Origin of the sequence: Kocuria sp. CPCC 205258 (assembly GCF_040981005.1) — a bacterium.
Classification (GTDB): Bacteria; Actinomycetota; Actinomycetes; order Actinomycetales; family Micrococcaceae; genus Kocuria; species Kocuria rosea.
This window is the reverse complement of sequence record NZ_JAVKPS010000005.1, coordinates 157,377-176,869: the sequence shown is the minus strand read 5'-3', so window position 1 is coordinate 176,869 and position 19,493 is coordinate 157,377. Positions and strand designations below refer to the sequence as shown.

Annotated in this window: 16 protein-coding genes; 9 read left to right on the top strand and 7 right to left on the bottom strand. The window is 73.3% G+C overall.

Annotated features, from left to right (window positions below; all coding sequences use genetic code 11):
* Positions 1–128 precede the first annotated feature (128 nt).
* The 3 genes from RF644_RS10865 to RF644_RS10855 form a co-directional block, all read right to left on the bottom strand.
* Positions 129–2,351 carry an NADP-dependent isocitrate dehydrogenase gene (locus RF644_RS10865; RefSeq protein WP_368796527.1) on the bottom strand — a complete coding sequence of 741 codons (2,223 nt, stop codon included), beginning with the start codon at positions 2,349–2,351 and terminating at the stop codon, positions 129–131.
* Between the two features lie 210 nt (positions 2,352–2,561).
* Positions 2,562–3,065 carry an Hsp20/alpha crystallin family protein gene (locus RF644_RS10860; protein ID WP_017832166.1) on the bottom strand — a complete coding sequence of 168 codons (504 nt, stop codon included), beginning with the start codon at positions 3,063–3,065 and terminating at the stop codon, positions 2,562–2,564.
* Between the two features lie 138 nt (positions 3,066–3,203).
* Positions 3,204–4,298: a Gfo/Idh/MocA family protein gene (locus RF644_RS10855; protein WP_368796526.1), complete on the bottom strand. Its 1,095-nt coding sequence runs from the start codon at positions 4,296–4,298 to the stop codon at positions 3,204–3,206.
* Between the two features lie 84 nt (positions 4,299–4,382).
* On the opposite strand from RF644_RS10855, the gene RF644_RS10850 reads away from it, so the two are divergent.
* On the top strand, positions 4,383–4,964 hold the full coding sequence (locus tag RF644_RS10850) for a TetR/AcrR family transcriptional regulator (protein ID WP_031282322.1): 582 nt from the start codon (positions 4,383–4,385) through the stop codon (positions 4,962–4,964).
* Positions 4,965–4,982: 18 nt separating this feature from the next.
* Here the strand turns inward: RF644_RS10850 and RF644_RS10845 are convergent, their stop codons facing one another.
* The 4 genes from RF644_RS10845 to RF644_RS10830 all read right to left on the bottom strand — a co-directional run bounded on the left by RF644_RS10845 (position 4,983) and on the right by RF644_RS10830 (position 11,412).
* Positions 4,983–5,519: a gamma carbonic anhydrase family protein gene (locus RF644_RS10845; protein WP_368796525.1), complete on the bottom strand. Its 537-nt coding sequence runs from the start codon at positions 5,517–5,519 to the stop codon at positions 4,983–4,985.
* A 35-nt stretch (positions 5,520–5,554) separates the two neighbouring features.
* Complete coding sequence (locus RF644_RS10840) at positions 5,555–8,878, bottom strand: beta-phosphoglucomutase family hydrolase (protein ID WP_368796524.1); 3,324 nt, start codon at positions 8,876–8,878, stop codon at positions 5,555–5,557.
* A gap of 196 nt (positions 8,879–9,074) precedes the next feature.
* Entirely contained in the window at positions 9,075–10,640 is a 1,566-nt protein-coding gene (locus tag RF644_RS10835) for a sensor histidine kinase (RefSeq protein WP_368796523.1), read from the bottom strand.
* A gap of 25 nt (positions 10,641–10,665) precedes the next feature.
* Positions 10,666–11,412 carry a response regulator transcription factor gene (locus RF644_RS10830; protein ID WP_276321322.1) on the bottom strand — a complete coding sequence of 249 codons (747 nt, stop codon included), beginning with the start codon at positions 11,410–11,412 and terminating at the stop codon, positions 10,666–10,668.
* Between the two features lie 238 nt (positions 11,413–11,650).
* Between RF644_RS10830 and RF644_RS10825 the strand changes: the two genes are divergently transcribed.
* From RF644_RS10825 to RF644_RS10790, 8 genes are all read left to right on the top strand, one after another.
* The gene (locus tag RF644_RS10825; RefSeq protein ID WP_368796522.1) at positions 11,651–12,877 is read left to right on the top strand and encodes a heparan-alpha-glucosaminide N-acetyltransferase domain-containing protein; all 1,227 of its coding nucleotides are present in this window, start codon (positions 11,651–11,653) and stop codon (positions 12,875–12,877) included.
* Between the two features lie 34 nt (positions 12,878–12,911).
* Complete coding sequence (gene glyA / locus RF644_RS10820) at positions 12,912–14,198, top strand: serine hydroxymethyltransferase (RefSeq protein WP_368796521.1); 1,287 nt, start codon at positions 12,912–12,914, stop codon at positions 14,196–14,198.
* A 2-nt stretch (positions 14,199–14,200) separates the two neighbouring features.
* Positions 14,201–15,088: a bifunctional methylenetetrahydrofolate dehydrogenase/methenyltetrahydrofolate cyclohydrolase gene (locus RF644_RS10815; RefSeq protein ID WP_368796520.1), complete on the top strand. Its 888-nt coding sequence runs from the start codon at positions 14,201–14,203 to the stop codon at positions 15,086–15,088.
* Positions 15,089–15,214: 126 nt separating this feature from the next.
* Complete coding sequence (locus RF644_RS10810; protein WP_368796519.1) at positions 15,215–15,739, top strand: hypothetical protein; 525 nt, start codon at positions 15,215–15,217, stop codon at positions 15,737–15,739.
* Between the two features lie 76 nt (positions 15,740–15,815).
* Positions 15,816–16,652 carry an exodeoxyribonuclease III gene (locus RF644_RS10805; RefSeq protein ID WP_368796518.1) on the top strand — a complete coding sequence of 279 codons (837 nt, stop codon included), beginning with the start codon at positions 15,816–15,818 and terminating at the stop codon, positions 16,650–16,652.
* Positions 16,653–16,708: 56 nt separating this feature from the next.
* On the top strand, positions 16,709–17,773 hold the full coding sequence (gene trpS, locus RF644_RS10800; RefSeq protein ID WP_109268805.1) for a tryptophan--tRNA ligase: 1,065 nt from the start codon (positions 16,709–16,711) through the stop codon (positions 17,771–17,773).
* A gap of 28 nt (positions 17,774–17,801) precedes the next feature.
* Positions 17,802–18,365, top strand: coding sequence for a 2'-5' RNA ligase family protein (locus tag RF644_RS10795; RefSeq protein ID WP_017832179.1), 564 nt, complete (start codon positions 17,802–17,804; stop codon positions 18,363–18,365).
* A gap of 11 nt (positions 18,366–18,376) precedes the next feature.
* Entirely contained in the window at positions 18,377–19,483 is a 1,107-nt protein-coding gene (locus tag RF644_RS10790; protein WP_229587312.1) for a YhjD/YihY/BrkB family envelope integrity protein, read from the top strand.
* The last annotated feature ends 10 nt before the right edge of the window (positions 19,484–19,493 follow it).

The following is a 19,493-nucleotide window of genomic DNA, read 5'->3' as shown; positions in this document are numbered from 1 at the left end:
CGTCTCCCGGACGGCATGCCCCGCGCACGGCAGCGGCCGCACTCCCCGTGGGGAGTGCGGCCGCTGCCGTGCGTGCTGCCCGTGCCGGAGCGCGCGGTCGGCCCGCGCGCTCCGCTCAGGCGCTCAGCTCACGCGCTGAGCGAGGAGAGGACCCGGTTGAAGGTCTCTGAGGGGCGCATCACCGAGAACGTCTTGGCATCGTCCGGGCGGTAGTAGCCGCCGATGTCGGCGGGACGGCCCTGCACGGAGAGCAGCTCCTCGTTGATCGCGTCCTCGTTGGCCGCCAGCTGCTCCGCCACGGAGGCGAAGGCCTGGGCCAGCTCGGCGTCCTCGTCCTGGCGGGCCAGCTCCTGGGCCCAGTACAGGGCCAGGTAGAAGTGGCTGCCGCGGTTGTCGATCTCGCCGGCCTTCCGGCTCGGGGACTTGTTCTCCTCGAGGAACTTGCCCGTGGCCCGGTCGAGGGTCTCGCCGAGGATCCGGGCGCGCTCGTTGTCGGCCGTGGTCGCCAGGTGGTCGAGGCTCGCGGCGAGGGCGAGGAACTCCCCGAGGCTGTCCCAGCGCAGGTGGTTCTCCTCCACCAGCTGCTGGACGTGCTTCGGCGCGGACCCGCCGGCGCCGGTCTCGAAGAGCCCGCCGCCGTTGATGAGCGGGACCACCGAGAGCATCTTTGCGGAGGTGCCCAGCTCGAGGATCGGGAACAGGTCCGTCAGATAGTCGCGCAGCACGTTGCCGGTGACCGAGATGGTGTCCTCGCCGCGGCGGATCCGCTCGATCGAGAACGCGGTGGCCTCCTCGGGGGACATGATCTCGATCTGCAGGCCCTCGGTGTCGTGCTCGGTCAGGTACTGCTCGACCTTGGCGATGAGGTTGGTGTCGTGGGCGCGGGTGCGGTCCAGCCAGAACACGGCCGGCGTCGCGGAGGCCCGCGCGCGGGTCACGGCGAGCTTGACCCAGTCGCGGATCGCGACGTCCTTCGTCTGGCACGCCCGCCAGATGTCCCCGGGGGAGACCTCGTGCTCGATGAGCACGGCGCCGGAGGAGTCGACGACCTGGACGGTGCCCTGCACGGGGATCTCGAAGGTCTTGTCGTGGGAGCCGTACTCCTCCGCCTTCATCGCCATGAGGCCGACGTTGGGCACGGAGCCCATGGTGGTCGGGTCGAACGCGCCGTGGGCGCGGCAGTCGTCGATGACCACCTGGTAGACCCCGGCGTAGGAGCTGTCCGGCAGCACCGCGAGGGTGTCCGCCTCCTCGCCCTCGGGGCCCCACATGTGGCCGGAGGTGCGGATCATGGCCGGCATCGACGCGTCGACGATGACGTCGGAGGGCACGTGCAGGTTCGTGATGCCCTTGTCGGAGTTCACCATGGCGAGCTTCGGGCCCTCGGCGAGGCCCTTGTCGATCGCGGCCCGCACGTCGTCGCGCACGTCGGCCGGCAGGGCGTCGAGGCCGTTGAGGATCGCCGCGAGCCCGTTGGCGGGGGAGAGGCCCGCCTTCTCGAGGGCCGCGCCGTGGGCGGCGAAGAGCTCCGGGAAGAACGCCTCGATGACGTGGCCGAAGATGATCGGGTCGGAGACCTTCATCATGGTGGCCTTCAGGTGCACCGAGAGCAGGACGTCCTCCCGCTTGGCGCGCTCGACCTGCTCCGCGAGGAACGCGTCCAGGGCGGCGGCCCGCATCACGGTGCCGTCGACGACCTCGCCGGCCAGCACGGGGACGGACTCCTTGAGCACCGTGGTGCTGCCGTCCTCGGCCACCAGGCGGATCGTCAGGGTGTCGTCGCCGTCCATGACCACGGACTTCTCGTTGTCCCGGAAGTCGTCGGCGCCCATCGTGGCGACGTTCGTCCTCGACTCCGCCGTCCACTCGCCCATGCGGTGCGGGTTCTTGCGGACGTAGTTCTTGACCGAGGCGGGGGCGCGGCGGTCCGAGTTGCCCTCGCGCAGCACCGGGTTGACGGCGGAGCCCTTGATCTTGTCGTAGCGGGCCCGGGTCTCCTTCTCCTCCTCGGTGCGGGGCTCGTCCGGGTAGTCGGGGAGGGCGACGCCCTGGTCCTGCAGCTCCTTGACCGCGGCCTTCAGCTGCGGGACGGAGGCGGAGATGTTGGGCAGCTTGATGATGTTGGCCTCGGGCTTCTTGGCCAGCTCGCCGAGCTCGGCGAGGGCGTCGTCCACCCGCTGCTCCTCGGGGAGGCGGTCGCCGAACGCGGCGATGATGCGCCCGGCCAGGGAGATGTCGCGGGTCTCCACCTCGACGCCGGCGGTCGAGGCGTAGGCCTCGATGATCGGCTTGAAGGAGTAGGTGGCGAGCAGGGGCGCCTCGTCGGTGCGGGTGTAGATGATCTTGGCCATGTGCGGGCTGTCTCCCAGGATGTCGTCGGATCGGTGGTGGTGCTTCCTGGTGCCAAGATACCCGAGGCGGCGCCCCGTCCGCTGGCCGGGCCCGCCGTCCGGCCGGAGGCCGCGGGCGGCCCGGGCACGGCGGCGGGCCCGTTCCCCGCGGGGAACGGGCCCGTGGCCGTGGGGCCCCGCCCGGGGGCGTGCCGGTGCCGGGGGCCGGGCTCAGCCCTCCGTGGACTGGGTGGACCCGGCGCCGTTGACGAGCTCGCCCTCGCCGATCACGCGGTCGCCGGACTCGTCCCGGCCCTCGCCCAGGGCCTGCTGCTCGCCCTGGCCGGAGACCACCTGGATCTTGCGCGGCTTGGCCTGCGCCGAGACGGGGATCGTGACCGTGAGCACGCCGTTGTCGTAGTTCGCGGCGATGTTCTGGATGTCGATGCCCTGGCCCAGGTTGAGCTGGCGGACGAACGAGGAGCTCTGCCGCTCCCGGGTGATCCACTGGACGTCCTGCACCTCGGGCAGCTCCCGCTCCGCGCGGATCGTCAGCAGCTGGCCGTCGACGTCGACGTCGACGCTCTCCGGGTCGATGCCGGGCAGGTCCGCCCGGAGGATGTACTGGTCGCCGTCCCGGTACAGGTCCATGGGCATCTCGCGCAGGCCCTGCCGGGCGAACAGCGAGGCGGCGAGCCGGTCGAAATCGTTGAACGGGGTGAACATCGTGGCCACGTCAATCATCTCCTCAACCATATGAGCAATGTCTTCGACATTTAGTTGAGTCCGATCAACTCAACTGTGGACCATAATAATCCCGCTCCCCGCGGTCTTCAACGGGTCCCGGCCCCCATCGCCCAGGGCGAACCGCCCTCAGCGGGCGTCGTGGGGATACCGCACGCCGATCTGCGCCCGCACCCGGTCGAAGAGCTCCACGAGCTCGAGGGAGTCGGCCCACGGCATCACGGGGGACTCGAGCAGGCCCTGCTGCACGCAGCGGGTGGCCTCGCGCATCTCGAACACGTATCCGGCGCCCGCCACGTCCACGCGCTCCACGACGGGGGCGGCGCCCGTGCGGGCGCCCTCGGCGGTCTGCAGCACCAGGGTGGTCGGGCAGTTGATCCGTCCGTCCACCCGCAGCCAGCCGTCCGTGCCGCTGATCGTCACCTGGTGGGGGACCGTGGCGGACAGGGTGCCGCTCACGTGCGCCCGGCCGTGCCCGAAGTCCAGGGTCAGGGCGGTGTCCAGGTCCACGTCCGTGGCGCCGAGCTCCGCGCGGGCGCTCCAGCGATCCGGGGCCCCCAGGACCGCGGAGGTCCACGTCAGGGGGTAGACCATCATGTCCAGCAGCACCCCGCCGCCGTCGGCCCGGCGGAACAGGCGGTGGGCCGGGTCCAGGGCCCGGTGCGTGCCGATGGACCCCTCGACCGAGCGGACCCGGCCGAGCCGGCCCTCCCGGACCCAGCGCATCGCGGTGCGGAAGCCGGGGGTCATGCGGGTCCAGACGGCCTCCATGAGGAAGACGCCGTGCTCGCGGGCCAGGCGGAACAGGTCGCGGACCTCCGCCGCGGTCATGGCGAGGGCCTTCTCGCACACCACGTGCTTGCCGGCCCGCAGCAGCGCCGAGACGTCCCGGTGGTGGTAGCCGTGCGGGGTGGCCACGTAGACGATCTCCACGTCCGGGTCGGCCGCGAGCCGGTCCAGTCCCGTGCTCGTGGCGGTGCCGCCGTAGGCCCGCTCCACCCCGTGCCGGCGGGCGAAGTCCTCGGCGCGGTCCTGGTCCCGCGAGCTCACGGCCACGAGCCGGGCGTCGGGCAGCGCCGCGATGTCCGGGACCACCTTCTCCGCGATGTCGGCGGTGCTGACCACGCCCCATCCGAGCGTGCGGCCGGTCGCGGTGCCGGGGTCGTCCAGGTGGGCGGCGTCGAGGGAGGCGTCGACGAACGGGCTGAGGGTCTGGGCAGGCATGGGCGCATTCTGCCACGCCGCCCGCCGCCGGGGTCCCGCCCGCCGGCTCCGATCGAACGTCCGTTCGTGGCGTAGGCTGAGCCCGTGCCCCGGGTGAGCCAGCAGTACAAGGACGAGCGCCGCCGCGAGATCGTGGCCGCCGCCAGTGAGTGCTTCCTCGAGCACGGCTACGAGGGGGCGTCGATGCACCGCATCATCGCCGCCACGGGGCTGTCCGCGGGGGCGCTCTACAACCACTTCCCGAGCAAGCAGGAGCTCGTGGCCGCGGCCGCCCGCGCGGCCCTGGACCGGGTCCTCGCGGCCGCGGAGGACGAGCCCGGCACCGACCCCGCGGCGTGGGTCGTGGGACTGCTGGAGCGGCTGGCCGCGGATCCCGCCACCACCCGCCTGCTGCTCATCACGTGGGGCGGGGCGGTGAGCGACCCCGGTCTGGCCGCGCTGGCCGGGGAGCACCTGGGGCGCGTGCGGGACCGGGTGGAGGAGCGCTACGGACGGTGGGCGGTCGAGGAGCTGGGCCTCGACGACGACGCGGCCCGCGAGTGGGCCGGCATGTTCGCCCAGGCCATCCTCTCGGTGCTGCAGGGCTGGGTGGTGCAGTCCTGCCTGCTGCCCGGCTTCGACCACGGCGCGTACCTGGACTACGCGCGCACCCTCGCGGCGCAGTGACGGGCCGCCGGGCCCGGCTCAGGCGGTGAGCCGGCGGTGCTCGGCGGAGAGCCGGACGTAGGTGCGCGCGTTGGCGCGGACCTTCTCCTGCTCCTCGTCCGTGAGCTCGCGCCGGACCCCGGCCGGCACCCCCGCCACGAGGGACCGGGGCGGCACCACGGTGCCCTCGAGGACGACGGCGCCCGCGGCCACCAGCGAACCCGTGCCGATCACGGCGCCGTTGAGGACGGTCGCGTTCATCCCGATCAGGACCTCGTCCTCCACGGTGCACCCGTGCACCACGGCGCCGTGGCCGACGCTCACGTCCGCGCCGATCGTGCAGGGGTGGCCGGGGTCGGAGTGGACCACCACGTTGTCCTGCAGGTTGGACCGCGCGCCCAGCCGGACGGGGGAGCGGTCGCCGCGCACCACGGCGCCGTAGAAGACCCCGGACTCCGGTCCCAGCTCGGCGTCGCCCACGACCGTGGCGGTCGGGGCCACGAAGGCGGAGGAGTCGATCCGGGGCTCGTGCCCCCCGTGCGGGAGGACCGTGCCGGGCGTCGTGGAGTGTGCCATGGGCCCAGCCTAGCGGCGGGCCCGCCGCCCGCGGCTCAGACGCCCTGCCGCGTGACGGCCGGCCGCGGGGCGCGCTGGTGCCCGTGCTGGATGGCCACGCGGATCTTCTGGCCGCCCTTGAGCACGTACTCCGCGCCGTGCACGTGGATCGTGACGTCGTCCGCGCGCCGGGAGGCCCCCTCGAGCTCCAGGACGTGGTGGTCGATGCAGACCCGGATCACCTGGCCGCGGTACAGCACCGTGAACGAGACGGTGTCCAGCTGGCTCGGCAGGGCCGGGTCGAACTCGAGCCAGCCGCCGCGCACGCGCAGCCCCGCGTAGGCGCGGGTCACGACGTCGACGGAGCCGGCCATGGCGCCCAGGTGGATGCCCTCGCCCGTGGTCCCGCCCTGGGTGTCGTCGAGGTCCACCAGGAGGGAGTCCTGGAACGCGGACCACGAACGGTCCGGGTTCAGCCAGGCGAGCACCGAGGCGTTGACCACCCGGGACAGGGAGGAGCCGTGCGAGGACCGCGCGATGTAGAAGTCGACGGTGCGCTCGATGGCGGCGTGGTCCACCTCGTAGCCCATCCGGCCGAGCTCCTCGACCAGGCCGTCGGGGCCGAAGAGGTAGACCAGCATGATCGTGTCGGCCTGCTTGGCCAGCTTGTAGTTGTTGGTCATGTCGCCCTCGTTCTCCAGCAGGAGGTCGAGGCGGCCGATGTTGCGGTACTTGGCCCGGTAGTACTCCCAGTCCAGCTCGTCGAGGTCGTCGTAGCCGTGGAACTGGCTGATGGTGCCGTCCGTGTTGAACGGCACGAACATCCGCTCGGCCATCCGCTGCCAGGTCCCGACCTCCTCGGCCGAGAGGTCGAAGCGGGCGGAGAGCTCCTCGCGCTGGTGCTCCACCATGTCGTGGAAGATGTGCGCGCTGTGCCGGAACAGCCAAGCCGCCAGCACGTTCGTGTAGGCGTTGTCCTTCAGCCCGCCGCCGTGCTGGCCGCGCGGGCCGTCGTGGTACTCGTCCGGGCCCATGACGCCGGCGATGTGGTAGCGGCCGTCCGCGGGGTCGTAGTCGGTGAGGGACGCGAACAGCCGGGTGATCCCGATGATCAGCTCCGAGCCCTGCCCCGCCAGCCAGTCGAGGTCACCGGTGGTCTCGTAGTAGATCCAGGCGTTGTAGGCGATCGCGAGGCCCACGTGGAACTGCCGCCACGAGTTGTCCGGCAGCCACCGGTTGGAGTGGTGGTTGAACAGCTCCGGCGGGGTCTCCTCCCGGCCGTCCGAGCCGGACTGCCACGGGAACGCCGCGCCCTCGAGCCCGAACTCGGTGGCCCGGTGCTTGGCCATGGGCAGCCGGCGCCACCGGTAGGAGAGCAGGGCGCGCGTCACCTGCGGCTGGTGCAGGTTGACGACCGGGAGGATGTAGAGCTCGTCCCAGAAGATGTGCCCCCGGTAGCCCTCGCCGTGCAGGCCGCGGGCCGGGACCCCGGCGTCGCGCAGGGACATGTGCGGCGCCAGCGTCTGGGCCACGTGGAACAGGTGCACCCGCAGCGCCAGCTGGGTGATGGCCAGCTCCCCGGTGCGCTCCTCCGGGTCCGGGCACACGTCCACGTCGAAGCGGTCCCACAGCAGGGACCACTCGATCTCGTGCGAGGGCAGCAGGCCCCGGACGCCGCTGGGGTTGCGGTCGAGCTCCGCGAGGGCGCCCTCGCGGGGCGAGCCGATCGCGGCGTCGCGGCTCGTGACCACGGCCGTGGTCGAGTCGATGATCACCGGGCGGCCGTCGGCGATGTTGACCTGGTGGCGGCGGAACTCGGTGCCGCCGGGCCGGATCTCGCGGCGCTCCCGGACGTTCTGGCCGCCCTCGATGGTGGTGCGCTGGGCCGTGGTGATCTCGATCTTGGACTGGGTGGTGCGCACGTGCGAGAGCAGGGTCTCGTGGTCGTCGGGCAGCGAGGTCGACTCGAGGTCCACCAGGTGGTGGTCGTTGAGGTCCTGGTACTCCGCGACCCCGTTGTTGCGCACGCTGGGGTCGATGCCCGTGCGCAGGTGCAGCCGCCCCGAGAACCCCCGGGCGGTCACCGTGGTCTCCTGCGCCCCCAGGTGGCGGAAGCGCAGCGACACGAGGCGGCGCTGGACGATCTCCAGCCGGGCGTGGGCCCCGTCCTCGCCCCGGTCGCCGTTGAGGTCGGTGAGGATCAGGGACCGGATGAGCAGCCCGCGGCGCAGGTCGAGCTCGATCCGCTCCTCGGACGGGCGCAGCCCGCCCTCCGACCACCAGTCGCCGCCGGAGACCCGCAGGTCCAGGTGGGTCCAGTTGGGGGCGTTGACCATGGACTCGTGCTCGACGTCGCGGCCGCTCAGGTGGCTCACCACCCGGTTGAAGATGCCGGCCAGGTAGTTGCCGGGGTAGTGCACCCCGTTGTCGGGGAACTCGCAGGCCGACCCGCGCACGCCCATGTAGCCGTTCGCCAGCGTCAGCAGGGTCTCCCGCCGGGCCTCGGTGGCCGGGTCGAAGCCCTCGAAGACCAGCTTCCAGGGGTCGTCGCGGCGGGCGCCGAGGTCGAGCTCGCCGACGTCGTTGAGCACGACCGTGGCCCCGGCCCGGTACAGGTCCTTGCGCTCGCCGTGGCGGCGGATCCCCACCACCATGCCGAAGCCGCCGCCGGCGGCGGCCTGCACCCCGGACACGGCGTCCTCCACCACCGCGGACCGGGCCGGGTCCACCCCGAGCATCTTCGCGCAGGTCAGGAACGTGTCCGGCGCCGGCTTGCCGGGCAGCCCGTGCTCGGCGGCGAAGTGGCCGTCCACGATGATGTCGAAGGAGTCCTGCAGCCCGGCCGCCGCCAGCACGGGGACGCTGTTGCGGCTCGCGGTGACGAGACCCACCGGCACCCCGGCGGCGCGCAGCCGCTCGATGAGCGCCACGGTCTTCTCGAACACCCGGACGCCCTGGACCTGCAGGGCGTCCTGGAAGTAGGTGTTCTTCAGCACGGCCTGGCCCTGCACCGTCCACGCCCCCGGCGTCTCGTCGCCCTCCGGCAGGCAGGCGCCCCGGGCGGCGAGCAGGGAGCGGATCCCGTCCTCGCGCCGCCGCCCGTCCACGTAGTGGCGGTAGTCGGCGTCGGCGTCGAAGGGCCGGCGGTCCACCGTGGTGCCGGCCTCGGCCGGCTCGAGCCGGTCGTCGGCCAGGATCGCGTCGAAGAGGGTCTTCCAGGCCGCCGCGTGCACGGCGGCGGTGTCCGTGACCACCCCGTCCATGTCGAAGATCACGGCCTCGTGGGGGATGCGCAGCTGGTCGACCGACTGCGGCAGCGCGTCCGCGCCCTGGATGCGCGGCAGGGAGGCGGTGAACGGGGCGGTGGGCAGTGCGTTCACGAGAGTTCCTCCGGAAGGTGGGTGCGGCGTCCGCGACCCCTCGGAACCGCACGGAGAAACCCCCAGCACGCGGCACGCGACGGACCCCGGACGCGGCGTTGCGGTTTGGCACTGGAGCGGGGACGGCCGTCCGTGCCGACGGTTCCTGACCAGCTCATTAAACGGCCCGGGGGCCGCGGGGGCAAGCCGCGTCCGCTCAGCGGTCGGCCAGGGGGAGGCGGACGGTGAACCGGGTGCAGCCCGGGACGCTGCCGACGTCGATCCGCCCGTGGTGGGCGCGCACGATGGCGTCGACGATCGAGAGGCCCAGGCCGGCGCCGCGGGAGCTCGCGGCGCGGGCGTGGTCCTCCCGGGCGAAGCGGGAGAAGATGTGCTCGAGGAAGTCGGCGCCGATGCCGGGGCCGTCGTCGCCCACGGCGAGCACGGCCTCGCCGCCGGGCCCCGATCCGGCGCCCGCCTCCGTCCCGAGCGAGGCCGTGACCGTCGTCCCCGCGGGCGTGTGCTGGTGGGCGTTGGCGAGCAGGTTGATGAGCACCTGGCGCAGCTGGGCCGGGTCCCCGCGCACGAGCACGGGCTCGTCGGGCAGCTCGAGGCGCCAGACGTGGCCGGGCGCCGCGACCCGGAGGTCGCTGACGGTCTCGACCACCAGCTCGAGGAGGTCGACGTCCTCGGTGACCACGGCCCGGCCTTCGTCCAGGCGGGCCAGCAGCAGCAGGTCCTCGACGAGCGCGGTCATCCGGGCCGCCTCGGACTCCACCCGGGACAGGGAGCTGCGGCCCTGCGCGCTCATCGGCTCCGTGAGCCGGATCAGCTCCGCGTAGCCGCGGATGCTGGCCAGGGGAGTGCGCAGCTCGTGGCTGGCGTCGGCCACGAACCGGCGCACGCGCGTCTCGCTGCGCTGGCGGGCGGTCAGGGCGTGGGCGACGTTGTCCAGCATCCGCCCGAAGGCGTGGCCGAGCCGGCCCACCTCCGTGTCCGGGTGCGCGGCCGGCGCCACGGCCCCCACCGGCAGGACCACCTCCCCGTGGTCGAGGTCGAGCTCCGAGACGCGGGTCGCCACGTCGGAGAGCCGCTCCACGGGGCGCAGGGTGCGCCGGACGACGACGAGCCCGACCAGCCCCGTGGCGGCGATGGCGCCGGTCGAGATCGCCGCGGTGCTCACCCCGAAGCTGCGCAGGGTGTCCTCCTTGTCGGCCAGCGGCAGACCGGTCAGTACGAGGCCCCAGTCCCACGGGTCGTCGACCACCAGCACGCGGTAGCCGCCCACGGCCAGCTCCACGTCCACGGGGCCCCACTGCCGGCCGCCCTCGTCGTCCGACTCGGCGCCGAGCGCCGTCACGAGCTCCCCGATCCGCCGCCGGTCCTCGTCGGTCAGCTCCTGCCGCGTCCCGTCGGGGGCGAAGAGCCCGGCGCGGACCACCTCGCCGTCGACGACCCGGGCGTTGAGGGTGCCGGCGCCCTGCGCGGGGACGTCCATCATGGCCTCGAGCTCCTCCGAGGGCCCGGCGGCGGCACGGACCCCGTACTCGATCGTGCGGAAGGAGGCGTCCCGGACCCGGCCGTCCAGCTGCTCGCCCAGGGACACGTTGAGGACCGCCAGACCCAGGGCGCCCACGGCGGCGCACGCGACGGTCAGCAGCGCCAGGACCGTCAGCAGCAGCTTGGTGCGCAGCTGCAGCGCCCGTCCCGCGCCCCGCGGCCGGGCCCGCGCCCCGGTCGCTTCCGGGTCCGTCGGATCGGTGCTCGTGGGACCGCTGCTCATGGGGCGGCACGTCCTCGGCGGGTGCTCACTCGGCCGGTTTGAGGACGTAGCCGGCGCCGCGCACGGTGTGGATCATGGGCGGGCGCCCGGCGTCGATCTTCTTGCGCAGGTAGGAGATGTAGAGCTCCACCACGTTGGTCTGGCCGCCGAAGTCGTAGCCCCAGACCTGCTCGAGGAGCTGCGGCTTGCTCAGCACCCGGCGCGCGTTCTCCATGAGGCAGCGGAGCAGGTCGAACTGGGTGGCCGTCAGCGCGATCTCCTCGCCCCCGCGGCTGACCTCCCGGGTGTCCGCGTTGAGCACGAGGTCGCCCACGACCAGCTCCGCGGCGTCCGGGTGGGCGATGCCCGCGCGCTGCACCAGGCGGTGCAGCCGCAGCAGCAGCTCCTCCATGTCGAACGGCTTCGTCACGTAGTCGTCCCCGCCCGCCGCCAGGCCGGTGATGCGGTCCTCGGTGCTGTCCTTCGCGGTGAGGAACAGGGCCGGGACGGTGGGGGAGAAGGAGCGGATCCGCTCGAGCACCTCCACCCCCGAGCACCCCGGGAGCATGACGTCCAGCACCAGGACGTCGGGCCGGAAGCCGCGGGCCTCGGCCACCGCGGCGTCCCCGTCGTGGGCGGAGCGCACCTGCCAGCCCAGCATCGACAGCCCCATGGACACCATCTGGGCCAGCAGCGGCTCGTCGTCGACGACGAGGGCGCGCACGGGTGCGCCGTCGGGGTGCCGCAGGCGCGGGAGGTCCACGGCGGTGGGCCGCTGCACGGGCTCGGTCACGACGGAATCCCTCCTGGTCCCCGCCGGCGGCGCCGGCGTCCTCGGACCGTCCTCAGCGTAGCGCCGCACCGGCCCCCGATCACCTGCGGATCGTTCGCGGACGCACTTCACAGCCCCGGCACAGGAACCCGATAAGAGCGCCACATCCCCGTCTGCTGGAGTGGATCCACGACCGGGCCCGGAGGCCCGGACCCCCGGGCAGGTGCCCGCGGGGCACCACGAGAGGGGAACCACCGCCATGCTGCACACCCGCCACCCCGCCGGACAGGCCCGGGCCGCGGAGCCGTCCGCGGGCCCGCCCGCCCGCCGGCGCCTGGTCGGGATCGACGCGGCCCGCGGCCTCGCCCTGCTCGGCATGGTCTCCGTGCACATCCTGCCGTCCTGGGACCCGGAGACCTTCGAGGCCACCGTTCAGTGGACGCTGTTCTCGGGCCGGGCCGCCGCCCTCTTCGCCCTCCTCGCCGGCGTGGGCCTGGCCCTCGGCTCGGGCGGGACCCGGGTGCACGAGGGCCGGCGGGCGACCGCCGACCGGGCCGGCCTGCTCGTGCGCGCGGTGCTCATCACCGCGCTGGGGCTGCTGATCAACCAGCTCTCGCCCGGCGACCCGCCCGCCTACAACATCCTGGTCTACTACGGCGTGTTCTTCCTGCTCGCCCTGCCCTTCCTGCACCTGTCCGTGCGCGCCCTGCTCGCCTGGGCGGCGGGGCTCGCCGTGCTCGGCCCCGTGCTGGTGCACTCGCTCGGCCCCGCGCTGCCCGGGTTCACCGTCTACAACCCCGGCCTCGCCGAGCTCGTCACCGAGCCGGGCACCACCCTCGCCCAGCTGCTCGTGACCGGTTCGTACCCCGGGGTGACGTACCTCGTCTACCTCCTCGCAGGACTGGCCCTGGGCCGGCTGGACCTCTCGGCCGTGCGCACGCAGGCCGGCCTCGCGATCGGCGGGGCCGCGCTCGCGGTGTTCTCCGCCGTCACCTCCTGGCTGCTGCTGCACCCCCTCGGCGGCATCGAGCGGCTGCTCGCCGCGAGCCCCTCCCTGGACCGGGGAGACGTCCAGGACGTCCTCGTGTACGGGCCGGACCCCGTCCTGCCCTCCGCCACCTGGTGGTGGCTGGCCGTGACCGGCCCGCACACCAACACCCCGCTCGCCCTGCTGAGCGGTGTGGGCACCGGCGCCCTCGTGCTCGGCCTGTGCCTCCTCGTGGCCCGCCGGGCCGGGCACGTGCTGCTGCCGCTGGTCGCGGCCGGCTCGATGACGCTCACCCTGTACTCGGCGCACCTGCTCGGGCTCTTCCTGGAGCTGCACTACGAGCAGCCGGTGCTGTGGTTCCTCGTGCACGTCCTGGTGGGCACCGTGTTCGCCGTCCTGTGGCACCGCGCCCGGGGCCAGGGACCCCTCGAGCGGGTCGTCGGCCGGGCCGCCCGCGCCGGACGGGACCGGGTGCTGCGCCATCGCCTAAACTCGTAGACGGTCCACCCAGGTCCCCGACTTCAGGAGCGGCATGTCCACGAGCACGTCCCCGTCCGTCACCAACCAGCCCCTCACCGAGGTCGATCCGGAGATCGCGGCGGCGATCGCCGACGAGCTCGGCCGCCAGCGCGGCACCCTCGAGATGATCGCCTCCGAGAACTTCGCGCCCCGGGCGGTCCTCGAGGCCCAGGGCTCTGTGCTGACGAACAAGTACGCCGAGGGCTATCCCGGGCGCCGCTACTACGGCGGCTGCGAGTTCGTCGACGTCGTCGAGAACCTGGCCCGGGACCGGGCCACGGCCCTGTTCGGCGCCGAGCACGCCAACGTGCAGCCGCACTCCGGCGCCCAGGCCAACACGGCCGTCATGCAGGCGCTCATGACCCCCGGCGACAAGCTGATGGGCCTCTCCCTGGCCCACGGCGGCCACCTCACCCACGGGATGAAGCTCAACGTCTCCGGCAAGCTCTACGAGATCGCGGCCTACGAGGTCGACCCCGACACCTACACGATCGACATGGACAGGGTCCGGGAGCAGGCCCTCGCCGAGCGCCCGCAGGTCATCGTGGCCGGCTGGTCCGCGTACTCGCGGGAGCTGGACTTCGAGGCGTTCCGCGCGGTCGCCGACGAGGTCGGGGCGAAGCTGTGGGTGGACATGGCCCACTTCGCGGGCCTCGTGGCCGCGGGCCTGCACGCCAACCCCGTGCCGCACGCCCACGTGGTCACCTCGACCGTGCACAAGACCCTCGCCGGACCCCGCTCCGGCGTGATCCTGACCACGGGCGAGCTCAAGAAGAAGATCGACTCCGCCGTCTTCCCTGGCCAGCAGGGCGGCCCGCTCATGCACGCCATCGCGGGCAAGGCCGTGGCCTTCAGGATCGCGGCCACCGAGGAGTTCCGCGCCCGCCAGGAGCGCACGGTCGAGGGCGCCCGGATCCTCGCCGAGCGCCTCGGGGCCGACGACGTCGCCCGGGCCGGGGTGTCCGTGCTGACCGGCGGCACCGACGTGCACCTGGTCCTGGTGGACCTGCGCGACTCCGAGCTGGACGGCAAGCAGGCCGAGGACCTCCTGCACCGGGCGGGGATCACCGTCAACCGCAACGCCGTGCCGTGGGACCCGCGGCCGCCGATGGTCACCTCCGGGCTGCGGATCGGCACCCCCGCGCTGGCCACGCGCGGCTTCGGCGCACCGCAGTTCGAGGAGGTCGCCGAGATCATCGCCACCGCCCTCAAGCCCGGGGCCGACATCGACGCCCTGCGGGCCCGCGTGGACCGGCTGGCCGCGGACTTCCCGCTCTACGACGGCCTCGAGGAGTGGTGAGCGTGGGCGCACGGATCCTCGACGGACGGGCGGCCTCCGCCGCCATCAGGACCGAGCTCGCCGAGCGCGTGGCCGTGCTGGCGGAGCGGGGGATCACCCCCGGCCTCGGCACGGTGCTCGTGGGCGACGACCCCGCCTCGCACTCCTACGTGGGCGGCAAGCACAAGGACTGCGCCGAGGTCGGCATCTCCTCGATCCGCCGCGACCTGCCCGCGGACGTCTCCCAGGAGGAGCTCGAGCGCGTCCTCGACGAGCTCAACGCGGACCCCGCGTGCACCGGCTACATCGTCCAGCTGCCGCTGCCCGGGCACATCGACACCAACGCGATCCTCGAGCGCATCGACCCGGACAAGGACGCCGACGGGCTGCACCCGACCAACCTCGGCCGCCTCGTGCTCAACGTCTCCGAGCCGATGACCTCCCCGCTGCCGTGCACGCCGAACGGGGTGATCGAGCTGCTGCGCCGCAACGACGTCGAGCTCGCGGGCCGGCACGTGCTCGTCGTGGGCCGCGGCGTGACCGTCGGACGGCCGATCGGGCTGCTGCTGACCCGCAAGGAGATCAACGCCACGGTCACCCTCGCCCACACCGGCACGCAGGACCTCGACGCGCTGCTGGCCCAGGCCGACGTCGTCGTGGCCGCCGCCGGGCGGCCGCACATGATCACGGCCGACAGCCTCAAGGACGGCGTGGTGCTCCTCGACGTCGGGGTCTCCCGCGTGGAGGACCCCGAGACCGGGAAGAAGAAGCTCACCGGGGACATCGACCCGGCCGCCGCGCAGAAGGCCTCCTGGATCTCCCCCAACCCCGGCGGGGTGGGGCCCATGACCCGGGCCATGCTGCTGCTCAACGTGGTGGAGACCGCCGAGCGGCACGCCGGCCTCCGCTGAGCACCGTCCACCGCGCCGCGCCCCCGGGAGCCCTCGCTCCCGGGGGCGCGGCCGTCCCCGGGACCGGGCGGGGACGGCGCCCGCGCCGGTTCGTGGCCCGGGCCGGGATTTGAGACAATGGGGACCATGCGCTCCCTCGGATCCCCGACCCCGTCCACCGCCCCGGCCGCCGAGCCCGCCTCCCGCACCGCCCTGTGGGGCACCGTGATCGGACTGGCCGTGCTCGTGGTGATCTTCGTGGTGGCGCTGCTGCAGGCCGCGAACGCCAACTCGTGGCTGGGCTGGGCGCTCGCCGGCATCGCCCTCGGCTGGCTGCTGCTCGCCACCTGGGTGGTGCTCATGGTCCGCAAGGCCGCCCGCTTCGGCCGCCGGCAGGTCGACGAGGCCCGGGAGCAGCTGCGCACCGGCACCGGCCGCGCCCCCACCGTCACCGGGTCCGCCGCCGGCTCCATGCGGGACGAGAAGCTCTCCCACAGCTTCCAGATCGTCCTGGTCCAGTCCAAGGTGATCAAGCAGGAGCTCGCCGCGCTGCCCGTCGAGGGCCCCGAGCGCGAGGCGCTGGACCGCGCCCTCGACACCATCGACATCACGGCCGGCAACGGGATGAGCATGCTGCGCCAGGAGCCCTTCAGCGGCACCGTGGTCGACTGACCCCGACCGCCCCGCGGCACGAACCCCCGCAGCACGAACCCCCGCTCACCACCACCCGGAAGCCAGGTGCCCCCGCATGTCCCGCCCCGAGAACGTCCTGCGCGTCGCCACCGTCAACGTCAACGGCATCCGCGCCGCCTACAAGCGCGGCATGGCCGACTGGCTGGCGGGCCGTGACGTCGACATCCTGTGCCTGCAGGAGGTCCGGGCCCCCGACCGGATCGTCCGGGACCTGCTCGACGAGCAGGTGTGGGACGTCCACCACGCCGAGTCCGCCGACAAGGGCCGGGCGGGCGTGGCCGTGGCCACCCGCCGGGACGCCCGGGACGGGTCCCTGCTGCCCGTGCGGCGGCGCGACTCCATCGGCCACGAGCACTTCGAGACCGCGGGCCGGTGGGTCGAGACGGACCACGACCTGGCCGACGGCACCACGCTCACCGTGGTCTCGGCCTACGTCCACTCCGGGGAGGTCGGCACCCCCCGCCAGGACGACAAGTACCGCTTCCTCGACGTCATGACCGAGCGGCTGCCCGAGCTCGCCCGCACGCGGGAGCACGTGCTCGTCGTCGGCGACCTCAACGTGGGGCACACCGAGCTCGACATCAAGAACTGGAAGGGCAACGTCAAGAACGCCGGCTTCCTGCCCGAGGAGCGCGCCTACTTCGACCGCTTCTTCGGCGAGCACGGGTACAAGGACGTCGCCCGGGAGCTGGCCGGACCGGTCCCCGGGCCGTACACGTGGTGGTCCTACCGCGGCAAGGCCTTCGACACCGACGCCGGGTGGCGCATCGACTACCACATGGCCACCCCGGGGCTCGCGGCCCGGGCGGTGACCGCCGCCGTGGACCGCGCCCCCAGCTACGACACCCGCTTCTCCGACCACGCGCCCGTGGTGGTCGACTACCAGCTCTGACCCGTTCGCCCGCTCCGCGCCCCGACGGCGCCCGCCCGATCGAAGGACCCCGCACCGTGACCCCTGAGCCCGTACCGTTCGACGTCCCCACCGCCTCCGGCAAACCCCGTGTCGTCTCGGGGGTGCAGCCCTCGGCGGACTCCCTGCACCTGGGCAACTACGTGGGGGCCGTGCGCAACTGGGTGGACCTGCAGGACGACAACGAGTGCGTGTTCTTCGTGGCCGACCTGCACGCCATCACCGCCGAGCAGGACCCGGCCGCCCTGGCCCAGCGGACCCGCGTCACGGCGGCCCAGTACATCGCCGCGGGCATCGACCCCGAGCGCTCCACCCTGCTGGTGCAGTCCCACGTGCCCGAGCACGCCCAGCTGGCCTGGGCGCTCAACTGCATCACGGGCTTCGGCGAGGCGTCCCGGATGACGCAGTTCAAGGACAAGTCCGCCCGGCAGGGCGCCGAGAACGCCACGGTCGGCCTGTTCGCCTACCCGGTGCTCATGGCCGCCGACATCCTGATCTACCAGGCGCACCAGGTCCCGGTGGGGGAGGACCAGCGCCAGCACCTCGAGCTGACCCGCAACCTCGCCCAGCGCTTCAACACCCGCTTCGGGGACACGTTCGTGGTGCCGGACGCGAAGATCCTCGCCGAGTCCGCCAAGGTCTACGACCTGCAGAACCCCACCGCCAAGATGTCCAAGTCCGCCGCGTCCGAGAGCGGGCTGATCCGGCTGCTCGACCCGGCCAAGAAGAACGCGAAGAAGATCAAGTCCGCGGTCACCGACGACGGCACGGAGATCCGCTTCGACCGCGAGGCCAAGCCGGGCATCGCCAACCTGCTGACCGTGTACTCGGCGCTCACCGGCCGGCCCGTGGCCGACCTCGTGGCGGAGTACGAGGGGAAGCTCTACGGCCACCTCAAGGTGGGCCTGGCCGAGGTGGTCACCGAGACCCTGGACCCGATCCAGGCCCGCGCCCAGGAGCTGCTGGACGACCCCGCGGAGCTGGACCGCCTCCTCGCCCGGGGCGCCGAGAAGGGCCGCGAGATCACCGTCCGGACCCTGGCGGGGGTCTACGACCGGATGGGCTTCCTGCCGCGCCTGGGCGGGTCCGGGGGGCTGGGCTAGGCTGGGTCCCGTCCTGTGAGGAGTTGAGTTGACCCGAACGCAGCAGTCCCCCACCATCCGCCCCGGCCAGGTGTACGCGGGCGTGGTGATCGAGCTGCCCGAGCCCGTGGGCCGGGAGCTCCAGGACTGGCGCGCGTCCTTCGGGGACCCCGCCTCCTACGCCGTGCCGGCGCACATCACGCTGATGATCGCCCCGCAGGCGGAGCGCTGGGCGGACGTCGTGCAGCGGGTCGGCGCCGTGGCCCGCGAGTGGGAGCCGTTCCGGGTGGAGATCAACGGCACCGGCACGTTCCGCCCCGTGAGCCCCGTGGTCTACCTCCGCATCCAGGAGGGCGAGGAGCAGTGCCGCGCGCTGCACGACGCCCTGCACGAGGAGCAGCTCGTCTCGGCGTCCCCCTTCGAGTTCCACCCCCACGTCACGATCGCCCAGGCCGTGGAGGAGGAGGACCTCGACCGCGCCCAGGAGATGCTGCGGACCTACCGCGCCGGGTTCCTCGTGGACCGGATCGGTCTCTACGAGCTCGACGGCCGGGGCGTCTGGCGGATCCGCGAGGAGTTCCCCTTCACGGGGCGCGACCGCGACCGGCGCTGAGCCGCCCGGCCATGAGCACCCGCGCCGGTCCCCGCACCGGCCCCGCCCCCGAGCTGCCGCCGCGCGCGATCGACCGCCACGGCATGCGGCGCGAGGCCCTGCGCCAGCGGGCGCTGCTGCGCGAGAAGCGGGCCGCCGGCGCCGGCGCCCTCGGGCTGGCCGGCTCGGTGCTCGCGGTGGCGCTCGCCGAGACCTACCGGCGGATGCCGGTCCGCGTGGTCCTGCACTACCTCTTCCACGGCGGGCCCCTGATGGCGGCGGGCCTGTCCTTCGTGCTGATCTTCGCGTCCACCGCCCTGCTGGTGATGGGCTTCTCCGTGATCGGCGTGTTCCTCGGCAACGACCCCCTGGTGCGCGACGCCGTGGTGGAGGCCGTGACCGAGCGCGTCCCCGGCCTGCTGGACACCGGGGACGGGGGAGTGGTCCCCCTCGAGTTGCTCGAGGACACCCGGCCCTTCACCCTGGCCACGGTCATCGGCGGCGCGGTCCTGTTCTTCTCCGGCTGGCGCTGGGTCTCCGGGGTGCGGCTCGCGTTCCGCCGGCTCTTCGAGGTGCCCCCCGCGCAGGGCCTGCCCATCGCGGCCGTGCCGCGCGACCTGCTGGGGCTGCTCCTGCTGGGCGTGCTGCTCGCCCTCTCGGTCGTGGCCAACGGCGCGGCCTCGGGCCTCCTGGGCTTCCTGCTGGACACCGCCGGCGAGCTCGGCTGGGGCAGCGGCCCCGACTGGCTGCGCACCGGGCTGACCTGGGCGCTGAGCACCCTGCTCGTCGTCGTGCTGGACGCCCTGTTCGCCCTCGAGCTCGTGCGGGGCGTGGCCGGGCTGCGGATCACCCGCCGTGCCCTGGCCGTCACGGTGCTCGCCGCGGCGGCCGGCAGCTTCGCGCTGCGCTACATCGGGGGCACGGTGGTCGCCGGGGCCACCACCAACCCGTACCTGCTCTCGGTCGCCCTCGTGGTGGGCGTGCTCCTGTGGTTCTACCTGTTCAACCAGATCCTGCTGTTCTCGGCGGCGATCGGGGCGATCGTGCACGCGGACCAGCGCGGCGGGCGGGTGCACCCCGACGGCGAGAACGTGGCGATCACCGTGGTGCCCATGGCCACCCTGACCGGGCGCCGCTGAGCCGCCGCCG

Excerpts from the sequence above, each read along its gene's own strand:
- RF644_RS10805 (WP_368796518.1), top strand. The coding sequence starts at position 15,816 with ATGTCCCGCCCCGAGAACGTCCTGCGCGTCGCCACCGTCAACGTCAAC.
- RF644_RS10825 (WP_368796522.1), top strand. The coding sequence starts at position 11,651 with ATGCTGCACACCCGCCACCCCGCCGGACAGGCCCGGGCCGCGGAGCCG.
- RF644_RS10835 (WP_368796523.1), bottom strand. The coding sequence starts at position 10,640 with ATGAGCAGCGGTCCCACGAGCACCGATCCGACGGACCCGGAAGCGACC.
- RF644_RS10790 (WP_229587312.1), top strand. The coding sequence starts at position 18,377 with ATGAGCACCCGCGCCGGTCCCCGCACCGGCCCCGCCCCCGAGCTGCCG.
- RF644_RS10810 (WP_368796519.1), top strand. The coding sequence starts at position 15,215 with ATGCGCTCCCTCGGATCCCCGACCCCGTCCACCGCCCCGGCCGCCGAG.
- RF644_RS10845 (WP_368796525.1), bottom strand. The coding sequence starts at position 5,519 with ATGGCACACTCCACGACGCCCGGCACGGTCCTCCCGCACGGGGGGCAC.
- RF644_RS10855 (WP_368796526.1), bottom strand. The coding sequence starts at position 4,298 with ATGCCTGCCCAGACCCTCAGCCCGTTCGTCGACGCCTCCCTCGACGCC.
- RF644_RS10865 (WP_368796527.1), bottom strand. The coding sequence starts at position 2,351 with ATGGCCAAGATCATCTACACCCGCACCGACGAGGCGCCCCTGCTCGCC.
- glyA (WP_368796521.1), top strand. The coding sequence starts at position 12,912 with ATGTCCACGAGCACGTCCCCGTCCGTCACCAACCAGCCCCTCACCGAG.